Origin of the sequence: Porphyrobacter sp. AAP82, assembly GCF_000331285.1 — a bacterium.
Lineage (GTDB): Bacteria > Pseudomonadota > Alphaproteobacteria > Sphingomonadales > Sphingomonadaceae > Erythrobacter.
On the sequence record NZ_ANFX01000030.1, the window covers coordinates 62,373 to 84,769 of the forward strand.

Consider the following 22,397-nt stretch of genomic DNA (forward strand, 5'->3'; position numbering starts at 1 on the left):
TGGAAGTGCAATGTCTTCGATTGGTGTACTGGTAGCCCATGAGCAAACCGCGTCTCTTATTCGAAATCTAGAAGCAAAACTTGGTGTTGCGTCGGATTGGACCGAGGAGGGCGAATTTATCAGACCATATGGTGATAATAAAGTGCACGGTAGTGCACGGATAGTGTCACGTTATTTTCCTCTAATTTTTGTTTTTATTTGGTTTGCAGTTTTATTGGCGATAATTTCAAACACATTTAGTTTGGATATCAAAATTCTTTGAGCCGAACTGAAATGATCAGGGTTGTTGAGCCATTGTTTCCAAACGGTTGTGGTTTGTGTCCTTGGAGATGATGTTGGAACTCGTTGCGTGGCGAGCGGCAGTGCATAGAGCGCGTGTTTGAAGCGGGCATTCCCCTGCGCGCTGCGATCATTGGCGGCTACGGCAATTTCGGCTCTCATGTCGCGCGCAGCCTCGCTGGCGATCCCGCAATCCAGCTGATCCTTGCAGGACGGTCGCCTGCCAAGGCAAAGGCGGCGGCCGCAGCCCTAGATGCGGCCAATCCGGCCGAAGCAGGCGCCTACGACCTCGCCGGGCCGCCCGAGGCGCTCGCGGCGCTGCGGCCCAATCTCGTCATCAACATGGTCGGGCCCTACAACGGCCAGAGCTACGCCGTTGCCGAGGCCGCGATCGCGTGCGGGGCGCATTATTGCGACATTGCCGATGCGCGCGATTTCGTCACCGGGATTGGCCGGCTGGACGAGCAGGCGAAGGCGGCAGGCGTGGCGGTGATTGCGGGGTCGAGTTCGATCCCGGCGCTGACCGCCGCTTATGCCGACGCGGCTTTGCAAGAGATGCGCGCCATCCGCGAGCTCGACTACGGCATCAGCGGGGCCGAGCAGTCCAACGCGGGCGCGGGGACGGTGGCGGCGGTGCTGTCCTTCGTCGGCCAGCGCTTCACCCAGCTGATCGGCGGGCGGATGCACGAAGTCACCGGCTGGGGCGACCAGCGCCGTGTCGACATCCCCGGCATCGGTGCGCGGTGGTTCGGGCGGGCCAATGCGCCCGATCTCGACCTCTTCGCCGCGCGCTATCCGGGCCTCGCGGACCACACCTTCTGGGCCGGCCACGCGATCCTGCCGATGCATTTCGGCACCGCGCTGATGGGCTGGCTGACGCGGGCGGGCCTGCTCCCGAGGCTCGACCGCTTTGCGCCGCAGCTTGTCCGCATCGCCAGCCTGTTCAATGTCCTCGGCACCGGCACCAGCGGGTTCTTCATGACCATCGCGGGCGAGGGGGATGACGGCGCGCCGCTCACCCGCCGCCACTTCATCGTCGCGCGCTCGGGGCACGGACCGTACATTCCCTGCATTCCCGTCATCCATATCGCGCGGGCCATGGCCGCGGGGCGATGCTTCGATCCCGGCGCGCAGCCCTGCCTCGGCCTTGTCAGCCTCGCCGATTTCCGCGCTGCCTTTGCCGATTTCGACATCACGGAAACCTCCGTATGATCGAACCGGAACTGCCCGACTGGGGCGACAGGCGCCCGCTGTTCATCTTCGACCATGTCTGCGTCCTGTGTTCGGGCGGGGTGAGCTTCATCATGAAGCACGACCGGTCGGGAAGGATCGCCTTCACCCCGGCGCAAGGGTCCCTTGGTCAGCAGCTGTGTGGCCACTTCGGGATCGACTGGAACGCCACCTACGTCTTCGTCCGCGATGGCCGGGCCTTCACCAGGTCCGACGGCTATTTCGAGGTCGCCCGCGTGCTCGGCGGGTGGTGGCGGCTCACCCTCGTGTTCCGCCTCGTACCGCGTCCCTTGCGCGACCGGGTCTACGACCTGATCGCCCGCAACCGCTACCGCTGGTTCGGCACATCGACCGAGGCCTGGCAGCTGCTCACCCCCGACCAGCGCGCGCGGCTGGTCTGACCGCCGCGCTTGACGGGCCGCCGCGCCGCGGGCAGCTTGGGCGGCGCATGCACAGGGGCGCGATCATGGGGAAGCTTTGGGCCGGGACAGCCGCGCTGCTGGCCGCGATCCCCGCGCTTTCGCAGTCCTCCGCGCCGCGCCCTCCCGATCCCAACCAGCCGCCGCCGCACACCGCGCCTTTCCCGGACCTCGGCAGCGGCAAGACCATGGCCGAGCGGCGCGCAAGCTACGAGCTCTCGCCCGAGCTGCGGCGCGGCATCGGCGCGGGCGAGCTGCGCGTGCAAGGCCGGCGGCTCGACACCGCGCTCGCCGCCCTCCAGCCCCAGCGTCCCGGCACGCCTGACGCCTATGTCCTCGCCATCGCGCTCGACAGCGATCCGGTCTTCGCCCGCGAGGCGCGCGAGGCGGCGCGGGTGCTCTCCGCCCGCTACGGCGCCGCGGGGCGCACGCTGGCGCTCGCCGGGCCCGATGGCGCGCGCGACGATGCCCCGCACGGCTCGATCACCGCGCTGCGCCTTGCCATCGCCCACATCGGCAGCCTGATGGACGGCGGCGAGGACGTGCTGGTGCTCTACACCACCAGCCACGGCAACGACCTTGGCCTTGCCTATCACTGGGGCGACAGCGGCTACGGGGTGCTGAGCCCGAGGACGCTCAAGGAGGCCCTGTCCGAGGCGGGGATCCGGCGCCGTGTGCTGATCCTTTCGGCGTGCTATTCGGGGGTCTTCGTGCCGGTCGTCGCGACACCCGACACCGCGATCCTCACCGCCGCAGCCAGCACCCGCAGCTCGTTCGGCTGCGTGGCCGAGAACGACTGGACCTTCTTCGGCGACGCGCTGATCAACCGCGCGCTGCGCCAGCCGGTGGGGCTTGAAGAGGCCGCGCGCATGGCGGGCCGCTCGGTCGCCGAGTGGGAGGCCAAGGCGCGCTTCCTCGCCTCGCTGCCGCAGGTCAGCATCGGCATGAACGCGCGAGCCTGGCTGCCGGTGATCGAGGCCGCGATGCCACGCGAGGGCAGCAGGCCCGTCGGCCGCCCGGCCTTTGCCGAGTAGGCGCTCGCTCGCTTTCACCCGCGTCCGGGCCCGTGTAGGAGACACATGAGACACTGTCCTGGGACGGAAATTCCTTCCGAGCCGGAAAGGGCGCGGGCGAGGGGGCTTTCGACAGTTCCAAAGAGCCAGTTGCGCAGGCCTAGCAGAGCGCGAAGCTGTAGGAAAATGCTTCCCGCCGCCACTTGAGCCGCAGGGCCAACATGAGTGGGAACACCCCCTCTTTTCGTCTCCTGCGGGCTTGACCCGGGGCCGTGCTTGCTGCTGTTTCACGCGATGAAACCGCCGGGGGACGCGCCATGACCAACAAGCTCTATTTCGGGGACAATCTCCACGTCCTGCGCGAGCACATCGCGGACCAGAGCGTCGATCTGGTCTATCTCGACCCGCCGTTCAATTCGAACGCCAATTACAACATCCTGTTCAAGTCCCCCGAAGGCGCGGACAGCGATGCGCAGATCGAGGCGTTCGAGGATACCTGGCACTGGAACGACAGCGCCGAGGACGCTTTTGACGAGGTGATGCGCAGCGGCAATTCGGACGCCTTCGAATTGCTGCGGGCGATGCGCGCGTTTTTGGGCGATAATGACATGATGGCCTATCTTGCCATGATGGCGGTGCGGCTGATCGAATTGCACCGGGTGCTGAAGCCGACTGGTTCGCTGTATTTGCACTGCGACCCGACCGCGAGCCATTATCTCAAGCTGCTGCTGGATGGCGTGTTTGGGGCAAAAAACTACCGGAACGAGATAGTCTGGAAACGTCAAAGCGCGCACAGCGACGCGAAGCATAAGTTTTCAGACGTGTCCGACACGATCCTGTTCTATGCGAAGTCGCCCAAAGTCGTTTTTCGACCGCAGTTCGCGCAGCATGATCCCGATTACGTGAGCAAGTTCTACCGCTTCGACGATCACGATGGACGCGGGCCGTATCGGCTTGGCGACGCCGCCAGTCCCAATCCTCGTCCCAACATGATGTATGAATGGATGGGCTACAGCTACCCTGCAAAGGGTTGGCGCTATCAGCGAGAAACGATGCAGCGCCTGCACGATGAAGGGCGCCTCCATTATCCATTGCGGCCCGACGGGTCGCCAGATTTCAGCAAGCGCATTTCGCTCAAGAGGTATCTCGCGGAACAAGATGGTTCGATTGTGACGAACATCTGGTCAGACATATCCCCGCTTCACTCGCAAACCGCCGAACGCCTCGGCTACCCCACCCAGAAACCCCTCGCGCTGCTCGAACGCATCATCTCCGCCTCCTCGGGCGAGGGCGATGTGGTGCTCGATCCCTTCTGCGGCTGCGGCACAGCCGTTCACGCCGCGCAGAAACTCGGGCGCGCGTGGATCGGGATCGACGTTACCCACCTCGCCATCGGCCTAATTGAAAAGCGGATGAAGGATGCCTTCCCCGGCCTCGCTTTCGAGGTTGTGGGCCGTCCGCAAGACTTGCAAAGCGCGCTCGATCTGGCGGCGCGCGACAAGCACCAGTTCGAGCTGTGGGCCTTGTCCGTGGTCGAGGCCCAGCCCTGGAAGGGCGGGCGCAAGGGCGCCGATGGCGGGATCGACGGGATCATCTACTTCAAGCCCGATGGCAAGCGCACGGAACGCGCGATCGTCGAGGTCAAGGGCGGGGGCGTGGGCGTCAAGGACATTGGCCGCCTCGCACAGGTGATGGAGCGCGAGCGCGCGCCCTTCGGCGTGTTCCTCACCGCGCAAGCCCCCACCCGCCCGATGGAGCGCGATGCGGCCGCCGTCGGCGTGTGGGAGAACGAATATACCGGCCGCAAGCACCCGCGCCTGCAAATCCTGACGCTGGCCGAACTCTTCGCGGGCAAGCGCCCCGATATTCCATGGGTCGATACCAGCGCCGCCTCGAAATCCGCCAAGCGCGAGGAGACGGGCAAGCAGGGGACGCTGCTGTAGCACCCCTTCACCCCGGCGCAGGCCGGTGTTGCTCCCCTCCCCTCGGGAAAGGGGGAGGATGGGCCCGCGCCGAGGGTGACGTGCCTTGGCCGCTCCTCTCCCATGTCATTCGTCCGGGCGTATTGCCGCTTCGACGAAGCGCAAGGTGCGCGCGTTCCCGTTCAGCCGCGCGCAAGGTTTACAAGCGTAGTCGCCATGACTACAGGTGTAATCACAAGAGCGAGGGAGACGCCCCGTGACCACGTCAGACGAAGCCTCTCAGACCGGGCCCGGCGAACGCATCACCGAGGCCGAGCATGCGGTGATGGAAGTGCTGTGGGACCGTCCGCGCCAAACCGCTGCCGAAGTGTGCGAGGATGTCTGCGCCACCCGCGGCTGGAGCCTCGCCACCGTCAAGACCCTGCTTTCGCGGCTGGTCCAGAAGGGCGCTGCCGCCGCCGAGCCCGATGGCCGCCGCTTCCTCTATTCGCCGCTGATCGCGCGCGAGGATTATGTCGGGGGCGAGAGCCGCCGCCTCGTCGATCGCCTGTTCGGCGGCAGCGCCGCATCGCTGGTCGCGCATCTCGCCGAGACCGAGGCCCTGACGGCCGATGATCTTGCCGAGATCGAGGCGCTGCTGAAGGAGCTCAAGTCGTGAGCGCGGTGCTGCTCGAAACGCTGGTGTGGACCGGCGTGCTGATCGCTGCGGTGCTGGTGCTGCGCCGCCCGGTGTCGCGCCATTTCGGGCCGGAGGCGGCCTATGCGCTGTGGGCGCTGCCGCTGCTGCGCCTGGTGGTGCCGCCGCTGACGCTGCCTGCATGGATGGCGCCCGCGAACACGCTCCATGCCGCTGCACCTGCGCCCGAAGTCGCTGCTGCGCGGCTGCTGTCCGATCCGGTGCTGATCGAAGCGGCCGCCGCTGCGCCGGCCCCGCTGGCGGTGCCGCGCGAGACCGCGCCCGCGCCCGAGGCCGGGTTCGATCTTTTCGCAAGCCTTGCCGACCTGTCGCCGCTCGAGGCGCTGCTGGCCCTGTGGCTGGGTAGTGCGGCGGTGTTCCTGGCGCTTCGCTTTGCCGCCTATTTCGCCCTGCGCGACGGGCTGCTTGCCGAAGCGCGCGAGCTGGGCCGTGCCCGGGGGCTGCTGGGCATGCCGGTGCGCCTCGTCGAAACCCCTGCCACGCGGGCGCCGCTGGCGATGGGCGTGCTCGATCCGGTGATCGCGCTGCCGCCGGGCTTCCTCGCGCTTCACGACCGCACCGGCCGCGACCTTGCGCTCGCGCATGAGCTGGCCCACCACCGCGGCGGGGACCTGCTGGTCAACATCCTCGTCCAGCCGCTGTTCGCGCTGCACTGGTGGAGCCCGCTTGGCCGCTATGGCTGGCTCGCGCTGCGCCGCGATCAGGAAGCGGCCTGCGATGCGCGGGTCATGGCCCGCCGGGCGCCGACCGAAAGGGCCGCCTATGCCGCGCTCATTGCCCGCTTTGCCGCCGCGCCCGGGCCTGCGCACCACGCCGCGCTCACCGCGCCGATGGCCTGCCCGGTGCTCGGCGAGAAATCGATCATCCACCGCCTGAGGAGCCTCGCAATGTCCGATCCCACCCCCCGCCGCCGCATGGCCGGCCGCGCGCTGCTCGGCGCCGGGCTGCTTGCCCTGCCGCTCACCGCCAGCATTTCCTACGCCGCGGGCGAGAGCATGATCGCCGCCCCCGAAGCGCCCGAAGCGCCGACCATCCTGCTCGTCGATCCCGATGCTCCCTCCGCTCCCGCCGCCCCCGGCGATGCCACCGTCACCGAACGCGTGTGGCGCGATGCCGATGGCAAGGAGCGCCGCGTCCGGCTTGTCACCCGCGGCCACCCCGATGGCGCGGCGCTCGCCCGCGAACTTGAAGCGCTGGAGGGCCTCGACAAGGCCGAGCGCGAGGAGATGCTCGCCGATCTGCGCGCCGGGCTCGCCGAGGCCGACCGCGCGCTTGCCGATCTGCCGCGGATCATCGCCGAGGCCCGGGCCGAAGCCGACAGCGCCCGCGCCGAGGCTGCCGGCGCGCGGGCCGAGGCAGACCGCCAGCGCGTGATCGTCAAGCACGAGTGCAAGCCGGGCAGCGAAGAGGTCTCCGAGACCACCACCAGGGACGGCACCCAGATCGTCAGCATCTGCCGCTCGCGCATCTATGCTTCGGCGAGAAAGGGCCTCGAGGAAGCACGCGCAGAGATCGCCGCCGACCGCGACATCCCCGAGGAAACCCGCAAGCAGATCCTGCGCACGCTCGATGTGCAGATTACCCGCTGGAGCAGCGGCAAGGAGAGGTAGGCGTCACGGGCGGATCGGGAGCCCCCGGGTGCGCGGGGGGCGGGGACAGGCGCCAGCCGCTATTTCCCGCCCCTCGCCGCCGGCTTGGGGCGCGCCGGATAGGCGCAGCCGCGCCCGAGACCCCATCCCTTGAGGAACGCGCGCCGCACCATCCCGGCAGTGTAGGCCGCGCGCAGGTTGCGGTCCGCCTCGGCCGCGCCCGTCACCTCGCGCAGGATGCCGCGAAAGGGGATCACCGAGCCGACCAGGCTCTGCCCGATGCGGCCCTCGCTGATGCGGTCGCCGCGGTCACCCTCGGCGATATCGTAATCCGCGCCCAGCACCCGGTCGAGGTCGGCAATCGCCGCGACAGTCGCCGCGCATTTGCCGAGCCCCTTCGTCCCGTAGGGATCGGCCCTGGCTGCCAGCAGCACTTCGGGAATGTCGCGCGCGTCGATGTTGAGATCGCGCAGCGGGGTCTTGGCGACCTCGCGCGCGTCGGGCTCGGGCATGACCTGCGCGGCGAGCGGCGCGGCAAGGCCGGACCCGAGCGCGGCAAGCATGGCGAGGGGGAGAGGGCGCATCGGGTTCAGCCTCCTTCGAAGAAAATGTCGCACGCGGTATCGTCGGCCGCATCGAGGCCCCGCCGCAGCGCCTCCATGCGCTGGCGGCTGGAGCCGTGGGTGAAGCTTTCGGGATTGACCCCCTGACCGGCATTGCGCTGGAGAGTATCGTCGCCGATCGCGCTTGCGGCTTTCAGGCCCTCCTCCAGATCGCCCGCTTCGATAAGCTGGCGGTTCTTGCCCGCCCACATCCCGGCATAGCAATCTGCTTGAAGTTCCATCGCCACCTGCAAACGGTTGGCCGCACCCGGATTGCGCTGCTGCGCGGCGCGCACCTGGTCCGAGATGCCGGTGAGGTTCTGGATGTGGTGGCCATATTCATGCGCGATCACATAGAGCCGCGCGAAATCCCCGCCGGTGCCGCTCATCCGGGCGAGCTGGTCGTAGAAGCTTGTGTCGATATAGATGCCCTTGTCGGCCGGGCAGTAGAACGGTCCCACCGCCGCACTCGCGCTGCCGCAGCCTTGGGTCGTCACCTGTCCGCCGCGGTAGAGATCGAGCACCGGCTGCTCGAAGGCGATCCCGGCGCGGCTGAATGCGGCCTGCCATGTCGCATCGAGGCTGGTGAGCGCATTGCATGCCTCGCGCGCATAGGCGCTGCTGGCGCACACCTGCTCCTCGCTGAGTTCCTCGCCGCCGCCTGCGCTCCCGGCCGGGGCGGTCTGCTGCTGGACATTCTGCACGAGACCGATCGTCTGCATCGGATCGAGCCCGAACACGGCAGCGCCGATCAGCGCGATCACCAGCGTCCCGCAGCCGATCCCGCGCGGGCCCATACCGCCGCCGCCGCCATCCGAGGAGCGGACATTGATCCGTGATGTGTCGAACGGTCCCAGACGCATTTCCGATTCCTCCCCTCAGCCCGCCCTAATCGCAAGAATTCTGGTGGACAGCCGCGTTTGCGGCGGCAAAAGCGAACCCCAATTGCCGGAACGTGCAGGAGATGCGGCGAATGCTCAAGGACAAGCGTGCTCTGGTGACCGGTTCCACCTCGGGGATCGGTCTGGCGGTGGCACGCGCGCTGGCAGCCGAGGGCGCCGAGGTGATTCTCAACGGGCTGGGCGATGCCGGCGAGATCGCGAAGCTGTGCGAGGAACTGGGCGCGCGCTACAACGGCGCGAACCTGATGGACGCGGCTGCCATCGCGGCGATGATGGAGGAGATCGGCCCGATCGACATCCTCGTCAACAATGCCGGGATGCAGCACGTCGCCCCGGTCGAGGCCTTTGCGCCTGAAAAGTGGGACGCGATCATCGCCTTGAACCTTACCGCCGCCTTCCACACCACCCGCCTCGCCGTGCCGGGGATGAAGGCGCGCGGGTGGGGTCGGATCATCAACACCGCGAGCGCCCATTCGCAGGTCGCCTCGCCCTTCAAGAGCGCCTATGTCGCGGCCAAGCACGGGCTGGCCGGCTTTACCAAGACCATCGCGCTGGAACTCGCCACTCACGGCATCACCGCCAACTGCATCTCTCCGGGCTATGTCTGGACCCCGCTCGTCGAGAACCAGATCCCCGACACCATGGCCGCGCGCGGCATGACCCGCGAGGCGGTGATGAACGACATCCTTCTCGCCAAGCAGCCGACCAAGGAATTTGTCTCGCCCGAGGATGTTGCGGCGCTCGCGGTGTTCCTGTGCGGGCCTGCCGCGCGCGGGATCACGGGAGCGAATTACGCGATCGACGGGGGCTGGACCGCCGAATGAACCTTTCGCGCGGTCTTGCTTTGCTGCTGCTGGCGCTGCTTGCGGCCTGCGCGCCGCGCGGTCCGGCCTCGGTCAGCGCGCCGGTCGAGGACCGCGCCGCGATCGCCGCGCGGCTTGGCAGCGACATCGCCTTTCTTGCTTCGGACGCGATGGGCGGGCGCCGCCCGGGCACCCAGGGCGCGCGTGACAGCTATGCGTGGATCGAGAAGCGCATGGGCGAGGCGGGGCTGGTCTCGGGGACCAACGACCCCGGCTCCTACTGGCGTCTCCCGGTCGATCTGCTCGGGGTTCAGCCCGAAACCGCGCAGCTGGTGCTGGGCCAGGGCAAGCGGCGGGTGGTGGTCCCGGCCGCCGAGGCCGCGGTCTACACCCCGCGCCGCCGCGCGCTCGCTTTCGGCGGGCCGGGAACGGGGGTGCCGGTGGTGTTCGTCGGCTATGGCGACGGTTCGGTCCTCGGCGATGCGCTGGCAGGCGCGGTGGTGGTGATGCTCGCCGATCCGGGGCGCGACACCGAACGCCGCAACGCCCTGTTCCGCCAGCGCGCCACCGCAGTGCTCACCGTCGTCCCCGATGCCGAGGCGCTTGGCGCGGTGCGCGCGCTTGCCGATCATCCGCGCTTGCAGCTCGCGAGCGAGGAGCAGGACAACCTTGCCGCCTACATCACCGACAAGGCCTTTGCCGAGGTGATCGGGCCGCGCCGCTGGGCATCGTGGAAGGCCGAGGCCGCGCAAGGCGCCTTCGCGCCGCTCGAACTCAATCTTGCGGTCAGTCTCGAGGCGACCAGCGACCGCCGCGAATTCGCCAGCCAGAACATCGTCGGCATGATCCCGGGCAGCGTGCCGGGATCGGGCGCGGGGCTGGTGCTGGCGCATTGGGACCACCTCGGCGAATGCGGCGAGCCCGATGCGCCCGACCGGATCTGCAACGGGGCGGCCGACAATGCCAGCGGCATCGCGATGCTGCTCGAACTGGCGCGGCGGCTGAAGGCCGGGCCGCCGCCGGGGCGCGACATCTACTTCCTCGCCACCACCGCCGAGGAGCCCGGGCTGCTCGGCATCCGCGCCTTCGTCAAGAACCCGCCGCTGCCGCTGGCGAGCATCGTTGCCGCCTTCAATCTCGACATGATGGCGGTCGCTCCGGCAGGCAGCCCGGTCGGCTTCATCGGCCGCGGCAAGGACGCAGGTCTCGACGAGGTGGTGCTCGGCGCGATGGGCAACCGCGGCCGCACGCTCGGCGACCAGAGCCTTGCCGACAGCTTCGTGCAGCGCCAGGATGGCTGGGCGCTGGTGCAGGCGGGGGTGCCTGCCGTGCTGCTCTCGAGCACCTACGGGAGCCGTGCGATCCTCGATCCCTTCATCGCCGGGCGCTACCACCGGCCTTCGGACGAGGCGGACGCGGTGGAGCTTGGCGGGGCGATCGACGACCTGCTGCTCCACGAGGACCTGATCCGCCAGATCGCCGACCCGGCACGCTATCCGGCAAAGGCGTCGCCGCGCCCCTAGCGCAACTGGGCCGGTGTCGTTACATGGGCCGCCACGAATCTCCCGCCAGAGGAGATACCCCCGACCTTCTCAAGCGAAAGTGGCGCTCATGGATATCCCGCTCGGTCTGACCTTCGATGACGTGCTGCTCCGCCCGGCGGAAAGCAACGTCCTGCCGAGCATGGCCGACACTTCGACCAGGCTGACCCGCGACATCCGGCTCAACATCCCGGTCCTGTCCTCGGCGATGGACACCGTGACCGAGGCCGACATGGCGATCGCCATGGCGCAGCTGGGCGGTATCGGCGTGCTCCACCGCAACCTCGACATCGAAGCGCAATGCGCCGCGGTGCGCGCGGTCAAGCGCTATGAAAGCGGGATGGTGGTCAACCCCATCACCATCGGCCCCGATGCGACGCTGGGCGAAGCGCAGGCGTTGATGCAGGCCAACCGCATCAGCGGCATCCCGGTCACCGACGCGGCCGGCAAGCTCGTCGGCATCCTGACGAACCGCGACGTGCGCTTTGCCGAGAACCCCGCCCAGCCCGTGCGCGAGCTGATGACCACCGATAACCTTGCCACCGTTCCGCTCGGCACCGGGCAGGAGGAAGCGCGCCGGCTGCTCCACGCGCGCCGCATCGAGAAGCTGCTGGTGGTCGACGAGGCCTATCGCTGCATCGGCCTCATCACGGTGAAGGACATCGAGAAGGCGGTCAATTACCCCCATGCGACCAAGGATGCGGCCGGGCGGCTGCGGGTGGCCGCCGCGACGACCGTGGGTGATGCCGGCTTTGCGCGCACCGAGGCGCTGGTCGAGGCGGAAGTCGACGTGATCGTGATCGACACCGCGCACGGCCACAATATCGAGGTCGCCCGCGCGGTCGAGCGGGTGAAGAAGCTCTCCAACGCGGTGCAGGTGGTGGCGGGCAATGTCGCCACCGCCGAGGCGACGCGCGCGCTGGTCGATGCAGGCGCCGATGCGGTCAAGGTCGGGATCGGTCCGGGCTCGATCTGCACCACCCGCGTGGTCGCGGGCGTGGGCGTGCCGCAGCTGACCGCGATCATAGAGAGCGCGGCCGAAGCAGCGAAGAGCGGCGTGCCGGTCATCGCCGATGGCGGCCTGCGCACCAGTGGTGATGCCGCCAAGGCGCTTGCGGCGGGGGCTTCCAGCGTGATGATCGGATCGATGCTGGCGGGCACCACCGAAAGTCCGGGCGAGGTGTTCCTCTACCAGGGCCGCTCCTACAAGGCCTATCGCGGCATGGGCAGCGTCGGCGCGATGGCGCGCGGTTCGGCCGACCGCTATTTCCAGCAGGACGTTTCCGCGATGAAGCTGGTGCCCGAAGGCATCGAGGGCCAGGTGCCCTTCAAGGGCCCGGCGGCGGACGTCGTCCACCAGCTGGTCGGCGGGATCAAGGCGGCGATGGGCTACACCGGCTCGCGCACGATCACCGACCTCCAGGAACGCGCGAAGTTCGTGCGGATCACCAATGCGGGGCTTTCCGAAAGCCACGTGCACGATGTGGCGATCACCCGCGAGGCTCCGAATTATCCCACACGCTGAGGCCTCGATATGACCCCCGCCGCTAGAGTTCAGGCGGCGATCGAGCTGCTCGATACGGTCATTGCGTCCGCGCGCTCCAAGGGCGCGCCGGCGGACCGGATCATCGCCGATTATTTCCGCGCCCGCCGCTATGCCGGGTCGAAGGACCGGCGCGCGGTGCGCGACCTCGTCTACCGCGCGATCCGCCTGTGCGGGCCGGTCCCGGCAAGCGGGCGCGCGGCGATGCTGGCGGTGGCTGCGCAGGATGAAGCGCTGGCAAGCCTGTTCGACGGCTCCCCCCACGGCCCGGCACCGCGCGGCGAGGGCGAGGAGGCGGCCAATACCGGCCTCGCGCCCAAGTGGCTCGTTGCGGCCTTGCGCGCTTCGGGGCTGGGCGGGCGCGAGATTGCCGCGCTGCTGGACCGCGCGCCGCTCGATCTGCGGGTCAATGCGCTCAAGGCAGACCGCGAAGGGCTCGCGCTTCCCGAAGCGGGCGAGCCGCTTGCCAGCGCACAGGGCTTGCGCTTCGATTCGGGCACGCAGGTCGAACAATGGCAGACCTACGCGCAGGGCCTCGTCGAGATCCAGGACTTGGGCTCCCAGCTGATCGTCGAGGCGTTGCCGGTCTCCCCCGGCGACACGGTCGTCGATCTGTGCGCAGGCGGCGGGGGCAAGACCCTCGCGCTCGCCGCAAGGCTCGGCAATGCCGCGAGCCTCGTTGCCGCCGATACCGACAAGCGCCGCCTCGGCAACCTCGGCCCCCGCGCCGCGCGCGCCGGGGCGGCGGTCGATCACACCGTGCTGCTCGATCCGGGCCGCGAGATGCTGGCGCTCGCGCCCTTTGCCGGAAAGGCCGATCACGTGCTGGTCGACGCGCCCTGTTCGGGGAGCGGGACATGGCGCCGCAGCCCCGAGGGGCGATGGCGACTCGACCCGGCAGAGCTCGCCCGCCTTAACCATCTTCAGGACCACGTGCTGGATCTTGCCGCGCAGCTGGTGCGCCCGGGCGGGAGCATCGCTTTCGTCACCTGTTCGGTGCTCGATGCCGAGGGGCCCGACCGCGCCGCCGCCTTTCTCGCGCGGCATCCGGGCTGGCGGGCCGAGGAGCTGCGTCTCCCCTTCGGCACGCCCCGGGGTGCAGGAATCCGCCTCGATCCGCTCCATCACGGCACGGATGGTTTTTTCGTCGCGTGCCTTCGTTCACCATGATAGGCTCCGGTGTTATGACCCAGCCGTCCGGTTCCCGGTCTCAAGCACTGAAGGAGCTCTTGATGCGTTTTGCGCCCGCCGCCGCCGCTCTCTCGCTGTGTCTCGCCATGACGGCGAGCATTTCGCTTGCCGGGGACGATGCGGCGCCCGATCCGCGCGCGACGGCGCTGATCGCGCAGGGCCAGGCGTTGCTGGCGGCCGGAGAGGCCGAGGCCGCGACCGGTGCTTTCGAGGCCGCGCTGGCGGTTGATCCGGGCTACACGCCGATCTTCATCAATCTCGCCGACGCCGCGCGCCAGCAGGGCCTCCAGGGCAAGGCGATCGGCTATTACCGCGAGGCGCTGGAGCGCGATCCGGGCAATTTCGCGGCGATCTCGGGCGAGGGTGCGGCGCTGGTCGAAAAGGGCGCGGTCGAAAAGGCGCGGCGCAACCTTGCCAAGCTGCAATCGCTGTGCGGCGATGATTGCCCCGAGACGGTCGCGCTGCAATCGAGCATCGCCCGCGGCGCGCCCGCGCGGCTGGCGGTCGAGAGCAAGGCAGACAGCGCGACAGCGTCGAACTGAGCGGTCAGATCAGCCCCCGAAACTCCGCCAGCACCTCTTCGTAAACCGCCCGTTTGAAGGGCACGATCACTTCCGGCAGCAGGCCCGGATCGATCCAGCGCCATGCGTTGAATTCGGGCGGATCGTGCGCTTCGAGGTCGATGTCGGCGTCCTCGCCCAGGAACCTGCCGAGGAACCAGTGCTGTTCCTGCCCGCGATACTTGCCCTTCCACACCTTGCCGAGCAGTTCGGGGGGGAGATCGTAGCGGATGGGCTGTGAGGCCTGCGCGATCACCTCCACCATATGTGCCCCGACGCCCACCTCCTCCTCAAGCTCGCGCAGCGCGGCTTCGCGCACGTCCTCGCCCTTGTCGATCCCGCCCTGCGGCATCTGCCAGAAGCCGTGTGCGGAAGAGTCGATGCGCTGGCCGACGAAGACGAGGCCTTCCGCGTTCACCAGCATGAAGCCGGCACACGGACGGTAGGGGAGGGTCTCGGGGTCGATCATAGGGGATTGCCCAGCATGAAGCGCATCGCGGCGACGATCCGTTCGAGATCGCCCTGCGTGCTCGGCACCATCTGGCGCAAGTTGACGAAGGAGTGGGTGACCCCGCGCATCTCGAGGAACACACAATCGCGCCCGGCATCGACCAGCGCCCTGGCATAGGCGCGGCCCGAATCGCGGATCGGATCGAGGCTGGCGGTGACGACGATGGTGGGGGGCGCGTCGCTGTGGTCCGACAGGATCGGAAAGCCGCGCGGGTCGCTGCGGTCGGCAGCGTAGGCGGCGTCGAAGAAGGCCATGGTCTCGGCGGTGAGGACGAAGCCCTCGCTGAACTGCGCCATGCTCGCCGAGCCGTTGGCGTCGGCGACCAGCGGGAAGATCGGGACTTGCAGCACCACCGGGACGGCGGCGGGATTTGCGCCCAGCAGCTGGCTCACCACCACGGTCGCATTGCCGCCCGCGCTGTCTCCGATGGTGACGATGCCGCTGGCGGTGAGGCCGAGTTCGGTTGGCGAGGAGGCCACCCAGCGCGTCGCCGCCTCGCAATCGCGGATCGCGGCGGGGAAGGGTGCCTCGGGCGCGCGGGCATAGTGGACCGCGACCAGCGGCAGATCGGCGAGCGCGGCGATCTCGGTGCACAGCGCGTGGTGCGTGTCGAGGTCGCCGATCACGAAGCCGCCGCCGTGGTAGAAGGTGATCACCGGCGTCGGCCCCTCGCGGCTCTCGCGCGCGTCATAGAGGCGCAGCGGAATGTCGTCCGCCGGGCCGGGGCACACGAGGTCGCGGATCACGGGAAGCTGGCGCGCCGGGCGGTCGGCGAGGTTGTGCAGCGCCTGATAGGAAGCGCGCGCTTCCTCGAGCGTCATGTCCACGATCTTCGGCCCGTTCACCTGCGCCATCATGTCGAGGAAGGCCTTCATGTCGGGGCGGATATAGGGCGCGTCGGTCATCGTGGTTCTCTCCCGTGTTTGCGGCGCGAGCGATAGGCGAGCAGGCGGGCGATTTCCACTCGCTTGATCGCAAGGGCCGCGCTAGCCAGACAAGCGATGGACAATCTGACACATAGCCTGGTCGGTGCGGTGCTGGGGCAGGCGGGGCTGAAGCGCACCACCGGCCTTGCCATGCCTGCCCTCATCATCGGCGCGAACCTGCCCGATGTGGACGCGGCGTGCTTCTTCTGGCTGCACGGCACCGAGCATCTCGCCTTCCGCAGAGGCATCACCCACGGCCCGCCCGCGCTGGTGCTGCTGCCCTTGGTGCTGGCGGGGCTGCTATGGGGCGGGGACCGCTGGCAGGAGCGGCGCGGCACCCGGCCCGAGGGTCGGCTGCCGGTGCGGTTCGGCTGGCTCTATGCGATGGCATTCATCGGTTGCCTCAGCCACCCCTTCTTCGACTTGCTCAACGTCTACGGCATCCGGCTGCTGGAGCCGTTTTCCTCGCAATGGTTCTATGGGGACACGCTGTTCATCATCGACCCGTGGCTGTGGGCGCTGCTGATTGCGAGCGTGTGGGTGTCGCGGCAGCGGGAGGAGGCGGGGGCAAAGTGGGCGCGGCCTGCGCAGGTCGGGATTGTTGCGGCGTTGGCGTATATCGGGGCGAACGGCTTCACGACGTGGCATTCGGCCAACTACCATTCGCACGGCATCCCGGGCGATACGGTCATCGCCAGCCCGCTGCCGCTGTGGGGCCCCTTGCGCCGCGAACTCATCACCGGCGGCGACGGTCGTTACGCCATCGAGACGACCATCGTGAGCCAATGCCGCCTGCCCGATCTCACCGAGGCCCGCCGCACCAAAACCCAGCTCGAGGCCTTCCTGTTTTGGTCGCGCGCGCCCTTCTTCACCCGCGCGCCCGATGGCTCGGTGGTGCTGCGGGACGCGCGCTTCACCGATCCGCGGGTAGGGGACAGGTTTGCCCTCGCGCTGCCCGATGTGACGTGCGAGGCCTTGCCTTCCCCGACATCCTGAACTTGTTTCAGGATCCATCCTTCCTCCCGAACCGCTGCCCGCACTTGCGCGATGGATGCTGGAAACGAAGTTCACCAAAGGTGAAACAAGTTCAGCATGACGGCGTTGGGTGTGTTTGGATCGATCAGAGTGACAAATGCCCCAAACCCAAGTCGTATGGCTCCGGCGCGATCTGCGTCTGGCCGATAACCCCGCGCTTTACCACGCCGCCAAGGCCGGGCCTGTGGTGGCCGTCTATGTGCTCGACGACGAGAGCCCGAAGCACCACGCCTATGGCGGGGCCTCGCGCTGGTGGCTGCATCATTCGCTGGCGAGCTTGGCGAAAAGCCTTGAAGCCAAAGGCAGCAAGCTGGTCCTGCGGCGCGGGGAGGCGGTCGCGGAGCTGACCAAGCTGGCCGAGGAAACCGGCGCGACCACCGTCCATGCCAATTGCCATTATGAGCCGTGGTGGCTCAATGCCGAGCGCAAGCTCGCCAAAAACCTCGACCTGCAACTCCACCACGGCAATTACCTGATGGTGCCTGGCAGCATCACCACCGGCACAGGCGGGCAGTACAAGATCTACACCCCCTTCAGCCGCGCGGTGCGGGCCGAGTTCCCGCCGCGCTCCGAAGTCCCCGCGCCGGAGAAGCTCGAAGCGCCCGCCGGCTGGCCCGCCTCCGATGATCTCGCTTCGTGGAACCTGCTCCCCACCACACCCGACTGGGCGGGCGGGATGCGCGATTTCTGGGAGGTCGGCGAGGAGGCAGCGCACCAGCGCCTCGCCGCGTGGGAAGCCGACGTCGATGGCTATGACGACAAGCGCAACCTGCCGAGCGTCGACAAGGTCTCGCGCCTCTCGCCGCATCTGCACTTCGGAGAGATTTCGCCGATCCAGATCTGGCATGCCTTGAAGCACCACACTTCCAAGGGCTGGGAAACCTTCGAGGGCGAGCTCATCTGGCGCGACTATTCGCAGAACGCGATCCTGCAATTCCCCGCCTATGCGACGCAGAACTACCGCGAGGATTTCGACCGTTTCCCGTGGCGCGATCCCGCCACCGACGAAGCGGCCGCCCGCGATCTGAAAGCATGGCAGCAGGGCCGCACCGGTTACCCCATCGTCGATGCCGGGATGCGCCAGCTGTGGCAGACCGGCTGGATGCACAACCGCGTCCGGATGATCACCGCGAGCTTCCTCATCAAGCACCTCCTCATCGACTGGCGCGAGGGCGAGCGGTGGTTCTGGGATTGCCTGTGCGATGCCGACTACGCGTCGAACGCCACCAACTGGCAGTGGACGGCCGGCACGGGGGTGGATTCCAACATGTTCAGCCGGATCATGGCGCCGCTCTCGCAGTCCGAGAAATTCGACGCGGCGCGCTATATCCGCACCTATGTGCCCGAGTTGAAGGGGCTGGAGGAGCCCTACGTCCACGATCCCGAGGAATTCGGACGCAGGCCCGCAGGCTATCCGCGCAAGATCGTCCCCCACAAGGCCGCGCGCGAGCGGGCGCTTGCGGCATTGAAGACGATCAAGCAAGGCTGAGGAGGGCTTGCTCCGGCGGCCCGCCCGGGCCTATGCACCCTTTCGATAAGACAACGAGAGGGTGACATCATGGGCTTGAAAAACGGCATGCTGGCGGGCGCGGCATTGGTGCTGGCGATGGGCGGGCTGGCACCGCTCGATGCGCAGACCGCGGCTGATGCGCCCGCGCTCGCGCGGCCCCCGCAATATCCCGAAACGCCCGCCGCGCGCCTCACCCAGCCGCCAGCGCGCGACCAGTCGGAATTGCAGGTGCTGTTCTGGACCGATGACCAGCGCGCCGAGCGGTTCCGCGCGATGGAGCAGTGGTTCGCCGGGCACGAGGTCGCCGCCGCTCCCGCCCCGCGCGCCCTGCCCGAGGGTGCGCCCTTCTCGGACGCGCTCCAGGCCGATCTCAAGGCGCTGATGGCCGAGACCAGCACGGCCGGCATCATGATCCTGGAGGACGGGAAGGTGCGGTTCGAGGCCTACAACCTCGGCCTCGCCCATGGCGACCGCTGGACCAGCTTCTCGGTCGCCAAGAGCTTCACCTCCACCTTGCTCGGTTCGGCGGTGAAGGACGGGTTCATCACCAGCCTCGATGATCCGGTGACCAAGTATATCCCGGGCCTTGCGGGCTCGGCCTATGAAGGCGTCACGGTCAGGCAGCTCGCCACCATGACGAGCGGCGTGAAGTGGGACGAGAACTACACCGATCCCAAGTCCGATGTCGCGCAGATGAACCGCTTCGTGGTCGAATATGGCGCGGACGCGATCGTGGCGCAAATGAAGGCGCTGGCGCGCGAGGCGGAGCCGGGCACCAAGTGGGTCTACAAGACCGGCGAGACCAATCTCATCGGCGTGCTGGTCGAGAACGCGGTGGGCAAGCCGCTCGCCGAATATGCCAAGGCCAAGATCGTCGATCCGGCCGGGTTCGAGGGCGACCTGTTCTGGATGGTCGACCCGCGCGGCGGGAATATCGGCGGGTGCTGCCTGTCGATCCGCCTTGCCGACTATGCGCGCATGGGGCAGTTCGCGCTCGAGGGCGGCAAGGGTGTGGTGCCCGATGGGTGGTTTGCCGAAGCAACCGACAGCGCGGTCGACTTCGGCAGCAGCGGCTTTGGCTATGGCTACCAGTGGTGGACCTATCCGCAGGGCACTTTCGGGGCGCAAGGGATCTTCGGCCAAGGCATCACGCTGTTTCCCGACAAGGGCGTGGTGATCGCCTTTGTCGGCAACTGGGCGACCGCGAGCGGCGGTCCAGAGCGCAGGCAACTTCTGGACCTGAGCCGAAAGGTTGCTGCCGAAGCCAGATGAGGCCCATCCGGGCCGCGCTCAGATCACCTGGCGGTAGACCCCGACATTGCTGTAGCGTTGCAGGATGTTGTCGTGGACGATCGGGCTCAGCAATTCGCTGAACGCGCAGCCGACGATGCAGTTGTCCCACCACACCACCTCGGCCTGGAGGGATTCGAGGCGGGGCAGGGTCAGCCAGCACATCTGGCCTTCGTGCATGCGGTTGATCGAGGCGGCCGAAAAGCCCGAGATCGACAGGTCGTGCACCACGCTCTGAAAGGCGCGGCCACCCGAGGCGCGCAAGGTCGCCGGGATCGTCAGCCGCGTGCGCGGGCCGCAGCGGTCTTCCTGCGAAGCGGTACGATAGGGATCGGAACTGGGCGGCATTGCCGTTCTACCTTGTATCGAAGCCTGCGGTCTCACGGGATGGCGGAAAGGTCCGCGCAAAGGTTTGCACCCGCGTTCGTTAAGCCAAGCTCTTCGGCAAAGGTTAACGTGCGATTAGGTGGAAATGCCCGAGGCGCGGCCGGCAGGCTCGCCTGCGCCGTTCAGCCGATGCGTTCGCGGTGGAGGCCCGCGAAGCCATCGGTGACGAGCGCGACCAGCCGCTCGGCGACCACTTCGGGGCCCTTGAGCTTGGAGGCATCCTCGCCCGGATAGGCGCGCGCGCGCATCTCGGTGCGGGTGGCGCCGGGATCGATGATCGCGACCCGCAGCGGCGACAGGCGTTCGACCTCGGCGGCGTAGGTGGCGAGCAGGTTCTCGAAAGCCGCTTTGGTCGCGCCATAGGCGCCCCAATAGGGGCGGGGGCTGCTTCCGACCGAGCTGGTGAGGCCGATGATCTTGCCCGCCGCCGCGCGGCGCAGCAGCGGATCGAAGCCCGCGATCAGCGCCTGGGTGGAGACGACATTGGTGAGCAGCGCCTGGTTGAACTGCTTGGGCTCCATCTGCGAGGCGGGGGTCAGCTCGGGGAGATAGGCGGCGGCCAGCACCATGATGTCGAGCGTGTCCCAGCGCCCGGCGATCGCCGCGGCAAGGCGGCTGACGGCATCGGGCTCGGTCAGGTCGAGCGGGGCGATGGTCGAGGTGCCGCCGTCGGCATGGATCGCATCCTCGACCTCCTCCAGCGCCTTGACCTTGCGCGCGACGAGGATGACATGCGCCCCCGCAGCAGCGAGCGCCCTGGCGGTGGCGGCGCCGATCCCGCGGCTGGCGCCGGTGACGAGCGCGGTCTGGCCGGCGAGCGGCTTGGCGGAAGGGGTGTCGGTCATGGGGTGTCAGGCAGCCTTGGGGTCAGCGAAGGGAAGCTGGACGCTCTTGGCCTCGGCAGCCGCGAGGTCGGTGAGCGAAGTCGGGTAGTCGCCGGTGAAGCAGGCGTCGCAGAACTGCGGACAGGTCTTGTCGCGCCCCTGCTTGCCGACCGCGCGGTACAGCCCGTCGATCGAGATGAAGGCGAGGCTGTCGGCCTTGATGAATTCGCGCATCGGCTCCAGCTCCATGCGCGCGGCGAGCAGCTTGGAACGCTCGGGCGTGTCGACCCCGTAGAAGCAGGAATGTGCGGTCGGCGGGCTGGCGACGCGGAAGTGGATTTCCTTGGCCCCGGCCTCGCGCATCATCTCGACGATCTTGAGGCTGGTGGTCCCGCGCACGATCGAATCGTCGATCAGCACGATGCGCTTGCCCTCGACCAGCGCGCGGTTGGCGTTGTGCTTGCGCTTGACGCTCGAATGGCGCGCGCCGTCTCCGGGCTGGATGAAGGTGCGCCCGACATAGTGCGAACGGATGATGCCGAGCTCGAAGGGGAGCCCCGATTGCTGGGCGAAACCGATCGCGGCCGGCACGCCGCTGTCGGGCACGGGGACGACGAGGTCGGCCTCGCAGGGGGCTTCGATGGCGAGTTCCACCCCGATCGCCTTGCGCGCCTCGTAGACCGAGCGGCCCGCGAACACCGAATCGGGGCGGCTGAAATAGACATGCTCGAAGATGCAGGGCCGCGCCGGCGGGCTGCCGAAGGGGCGCACGGAGCGGATCTCGCCCGCGAAATCGACCAGCACCAGCTCGCCCGGCTCGATCTCGCGGATCAGCTCGGCCCCGACCACGTCGAAGGCGACGGTTTCCGAGGCGAAGGCGATCGCGTCACCCATCCGCCCCATCACCAGCGGGCGGATGCCGAGCGGATCGCGGCAGGCGATCATGCCCTCGGGCGTCATCACGATGAGGGCATAGGCACCCTCGACCAGCCGCAGCGCATCGACCAGCCGGTCGGCGATGGTGGGATAGCGGCTGGTCGCGACGAGGTGGATGATGACCTCGGTGTCGGAGGTCGACTGGAAGATCGAGCCCTTGTTGACCAGATCGGTGCGCAGGGTCATCGCGTTCGAGATATTGCCGTTGTGCGCGACCGCGAAGCCGCCGCTGGCAAGGTCGGCGAACAGCGGCTGGACGTTCCTGAGGCCCGAGCCGCCGGTCGTCGAATAGCGCACGTGGCCGGCGGCCATGTGGCCGGGGAGCGCGGCGATCGCCTCGGAGGAGGAGAAGTTCTCGGCAACGTGGCCAAGGCCGCGGCGGGCGTAGAATTCGCTGCCGTCGAAGCTGACGATCCCGGCCGCCTCCTGCCCGCGGTGCTGGAGCGCGTGGAGGCCCAATGCGGTGGTCGCGGTTGCCTCGCTGGCGCGGATCACGCCGAAGATGCCGCATTCCTCGCGCAGTTTGTCGCCATCGGCATCGAGGAAGGGATGGGTCACATTGCAGAGGGGGCTCATCGGCATCACCAGACCTGTTCGCGTGCACACAACGCGTTGACGCAGGGCTCCAATGGCGATGTGACGGATCAATTACAAGGGAAAGCAGCCGCGCGATGCCCGGCTTTTTGG

Annotated in this window: 21 protein-coding genes; 14 read left to right on the forward strand and 7 right to left on the reverse strand. The window is 68.0% G+C overall.

Annotation, left to right across the window (positions count from 1 at the left end):
* Positions 1–375: 375 nt before the first annotated feature.
* The 6 genes from D620_RS15100 to D620_RS15105 all read left to right on the forward strand — a co-directional run bounded on the left by D620_RS15100 (position 376) and on the right by D620_RS15105 (position 7,170).
* Entirely contained in the window at positions 376–1,491 is a 1,116-nt protein-coding gene (locus tag D620_RS15100) for a saccharopine dehydrogenase family protein (RefSeq protein WP_017665566.1), read from the forward strand.
* Positions 1,488–1,910 carry a thiol-disulfide oxidoreductase DCC family protein gene (locus D620_RS0109510; RefSeq protein ID WP_017665567.1) on the forward strand — a complete coding sequence of 141 codons (423 nt, stop codon included), beginning with the start codon at positions 1,488–1,490 and terminating at the stop codon, positions 1,908–1,910. The genes D620_RS15100 and D620_RS0109510 overlap by 4 nt, the downstream gene beginning before the upstream one ends.
* A gap of 65 nt (positions 1,911–1,975) precedes the next feature.
* A complete protein-coding gene (locus D620_RS0109515) occupies positions 1,976–2,962 on the forward strand; it encodes a C13 family peptidase (protein ID WP_155800096.1) in 987 nt (328 codons plus the stop codon).
* A gap of 296 nt (positions 2,963–3,258) precedes the next feature.
* Positions 3,259–4,884: a site-specific DNA-methyltransferase gene (locus tag D620_RS0109520; RefSeq protein ID WP_017665569.1), complete on the forward strand. Its 1,626-nt coding sequence runs from the start codon at positions 3,259–3,261 to the stop codon at positions 4,882–4,884.
* 235 nt (positions 4,885–5,119) lie between these two features.
* A complete protein-coding gene (locus tag D620_RS0109525) occupies positions 5,120–5,521 on the forward strand; it encodes a BlaI/MecI/CopY family transcriptional regulator (protein WP_017665570.1) in 402 nt (133 codons plus the stop codon).
* Complete coding sequence (locus D620_RS15105) at positions 5,518–7,170, forward strand: M56 family metallopeptidase (protein WP_017665571.1); 1,653 nt, start codon at positions 5,518–5,520, stop codon at positions 7,168–7,170. Before D620_RS0109525 ends, D620_RS15105 begins: the two co-directional genes overlap by 4 nt.
* A gap of 59 nt (positions 7,171–7,229) precedes the next feature.
* Here D620_RS15105 and D620_RS0109535 read toward each other — a convergent pair whose 3' ends face one another.
* A complete protein-coding gene (locus tag D620_RS0109535) occupies positions 7,230–7,733 on the reverse strand; it encodes a hypothetical protein (protein WP_017665572.1) in 504 nt (167 codons plus the stop codon).
* Between the two features lie 5 nt (positions 7,734–7,738).
* On the reverse strand, positions 7,739–8,614 hold the full coding sequence (locus tag D620_RS0109540; RefSeq protein ID WP_026092097.1) for a neutral zinc metallopeptidase: 876 nt from the start codon (positions 8,612–8,614) through the stop codon (positions 7,739–7,741).
* A 101-nt stretch (positions 8,615–8,715) separates the two neighbouring features.
* Between D620_RS0109540 and D620_RS0109545 the strand changes: the two genes are divergently transcribed.
* The 5 genes from D620_RS0109545 (at position 8,716) to D620_RS0109565 (ending at position 14,273) form a co-directional block, all read left to right on the forward strand.
* On the forward strand, positions 8,716–9,477 hold the full coding sequence (locus D620_RS0109545) for a 3-hydroxybutyrate dehydrogenase (RefSeq protein ID WP_026092098.1): 762 nt from the start codon (positions 8,716–8,718) through the stop codon (positions 9,475–9,477).
* Positions 9,474–10,979, forward strand: a complete 1,506-nt coding sequence (locus tag D620_RS15110; RefSeq protein WP_017665575.1) for a M28 family peptidase — start codon at positions 9,474–9,476, stop codon at positions 10,977–10,979. Before D620_RS0109545 ends, D620_RS15110 begins: the two co-directional genes overlap by 4 nt.
* An 88-nt stretch (positions 10,980–11,067) precedes the next feature.
* Positions 11,068–12,522 carry an IMP dehydrogenase gene (gene guaB / locus D620_RS0109555; RefSeq protein WP_017665576.1) on the forward strand — a complete coding sequence of 485 codons (1,455 nt, stop codon included), beginning with the start codon at positions 11,068–11,070 and terminating at the stop codon, positions 12,520–12,522.
* 9 nt (positions 12,523–12,531) lie between these two features.
* Positions 12,532–13,710 carry an RsmB/NOP family class I SAM-dependent RNA methyltransferase gene (locus D620_RS0109560; protein WP_017665577.1) on the forward strand — a complete coding sequence of 393 codons (1,179 nt, stop codon included), beginning with the start codon at positions 12,532–12,534 and terminating at the stop codon, positions 13,708–13,710.
* 62 nt (positions 13,711–13,772) lie between these two features.
* Positions 13,773–14,273 carry a tetratricopeptide repeat protein gene (locus D620_RS0109565; protein WP_233992049.1) on the forward strand — a complete coding sequence of 167 codons (501 nt, stop codon included), beginning with the start codon at positions 13,773–13,775 and terminating at the stop codon, positions 14,271–14,273.
* Between the two features lie 4 nt (positions 14,274–14,277).
* Here the strand turns inward: D620_RS0109565 and D620_RS0109570 are convergent, their stop codons facing one another.
* Together D620_RS0109570 and D620_RS0109575 are read right to left on the reverse strand one after the other, a co-directional pair.
* Entirely contained in the window at positions 14,278–14,760 is a 483-nt protein-coding gene (locus tag D620_RS0109570) for an RNA pyrophosphohydrolase (RefSeq protein ID WP_017665579.1), read from the reverse strand.
* Positions 14,757–15,707, reverse strand: a complete 951-nt coding sequence (locus D620_RS0109575; protein ID WP_017665580.1) for an alpha/beta hydrolase — start codon at positions 15,705–15,707, stop codon at positions 14,757–14,759. Before D620_RS0109575 ends, D620_RS0109570 begins: the two co-directional genes overlap by 4 nt.
* 96 nt (positions 15,708–15,803) lie before the next feature.
* Here D620_RS0109575 and D620_RS15115 point away from each other — a divergent pair, with 96 nt between their 5' ends.
* The 3 genes from D620_RS15115 (at position 15,804) to D620_RS0109590 (ending at position 19,545) form a co-directional block, all read left to right on the forward strand.
* On the forward strand, positions 15,804–16,724 hold the full coding sequence (locus D620_RS15115; RefSeq protein ID WP_017665581.1) for a metal-dependent hydrolase: 921 nt from the start codon (positions 15,804–15,806) through the stop codon (positions 16,722–16,724).
* Between the two features lie 136 nt (positions 16,725–16,860).
* Positions 16,861–18,252 (forward strand): cryptochrome/photolyase family protein, encoded by a 1,392-nt coding sequence (locus D620_RS0109585; RefSeq protein ID WP_017665582.1) that lies wholly within the window; start codon positions 16,861–16,863, stop codon positions 18,250–18,252.
* Positions 18,253–18,321: 69 nt separating this feature from the next.
* Complete coding sequence (locus D620_RS0109590) at positions 18,322–19,545, forward strand: serine hydrolase domain-containing protein (RefSeq protein WP_017665583.1); 1,224 nt, start codon at positions 18,322–18,324, stop codon at positions 19,543–19,545.
* An 18-nt stretch (positions 19,546–19,563) separates the two neighbouring features.
* Here the strand turns inward: D620_RS0109590 and D620_RS0109595 are convergent, their stop codons facing one another.
* The 3 genes from D620_RS0109595 to purF form a co-directional block, all read right to left on the reverse strand.
* Positions 19,564–19,911: a PilZ domain-containing protein gene (locus tag D620_RS0109595; protein WP_017665584.1), complete on the reverse strand. Its 348-nt coding sequence runs from the start codon at positions 19,909–19,911 to the stop codon at positions 19,564–19,566.
* A 161-nt stretch (positions 19,912–20,072) separates the two neighbouring features.
* Positions 20,073–20,795, reverse strand: coding sequence for an SDR family NAD(P)-dependent oxidoreductase (locus D620_RS0109600; protein ID WP_017665585.1), 723 nt, complete (start codon positions 20,793–20,795; stop codon positions 20,073–20,075).
* A gap of 6 nt (positions 20,796–20,801) precedes the next feature.
* Positions 20,802–22,292 carry an amidophosphoribosyltransferase gene (gene purF / locus D620_RS0109605; protein ID WP_017665586.1) on the reverse strand — a complete coding sequence of 497 codons (1,491 nt, stop codon included), beginning with the start codon at positions 22,290–22,292 and terminating at the stop codon, positions 20,802–20,804.
* Positions 22,293–22,397 lie beyond the last annotated feature (105 nt).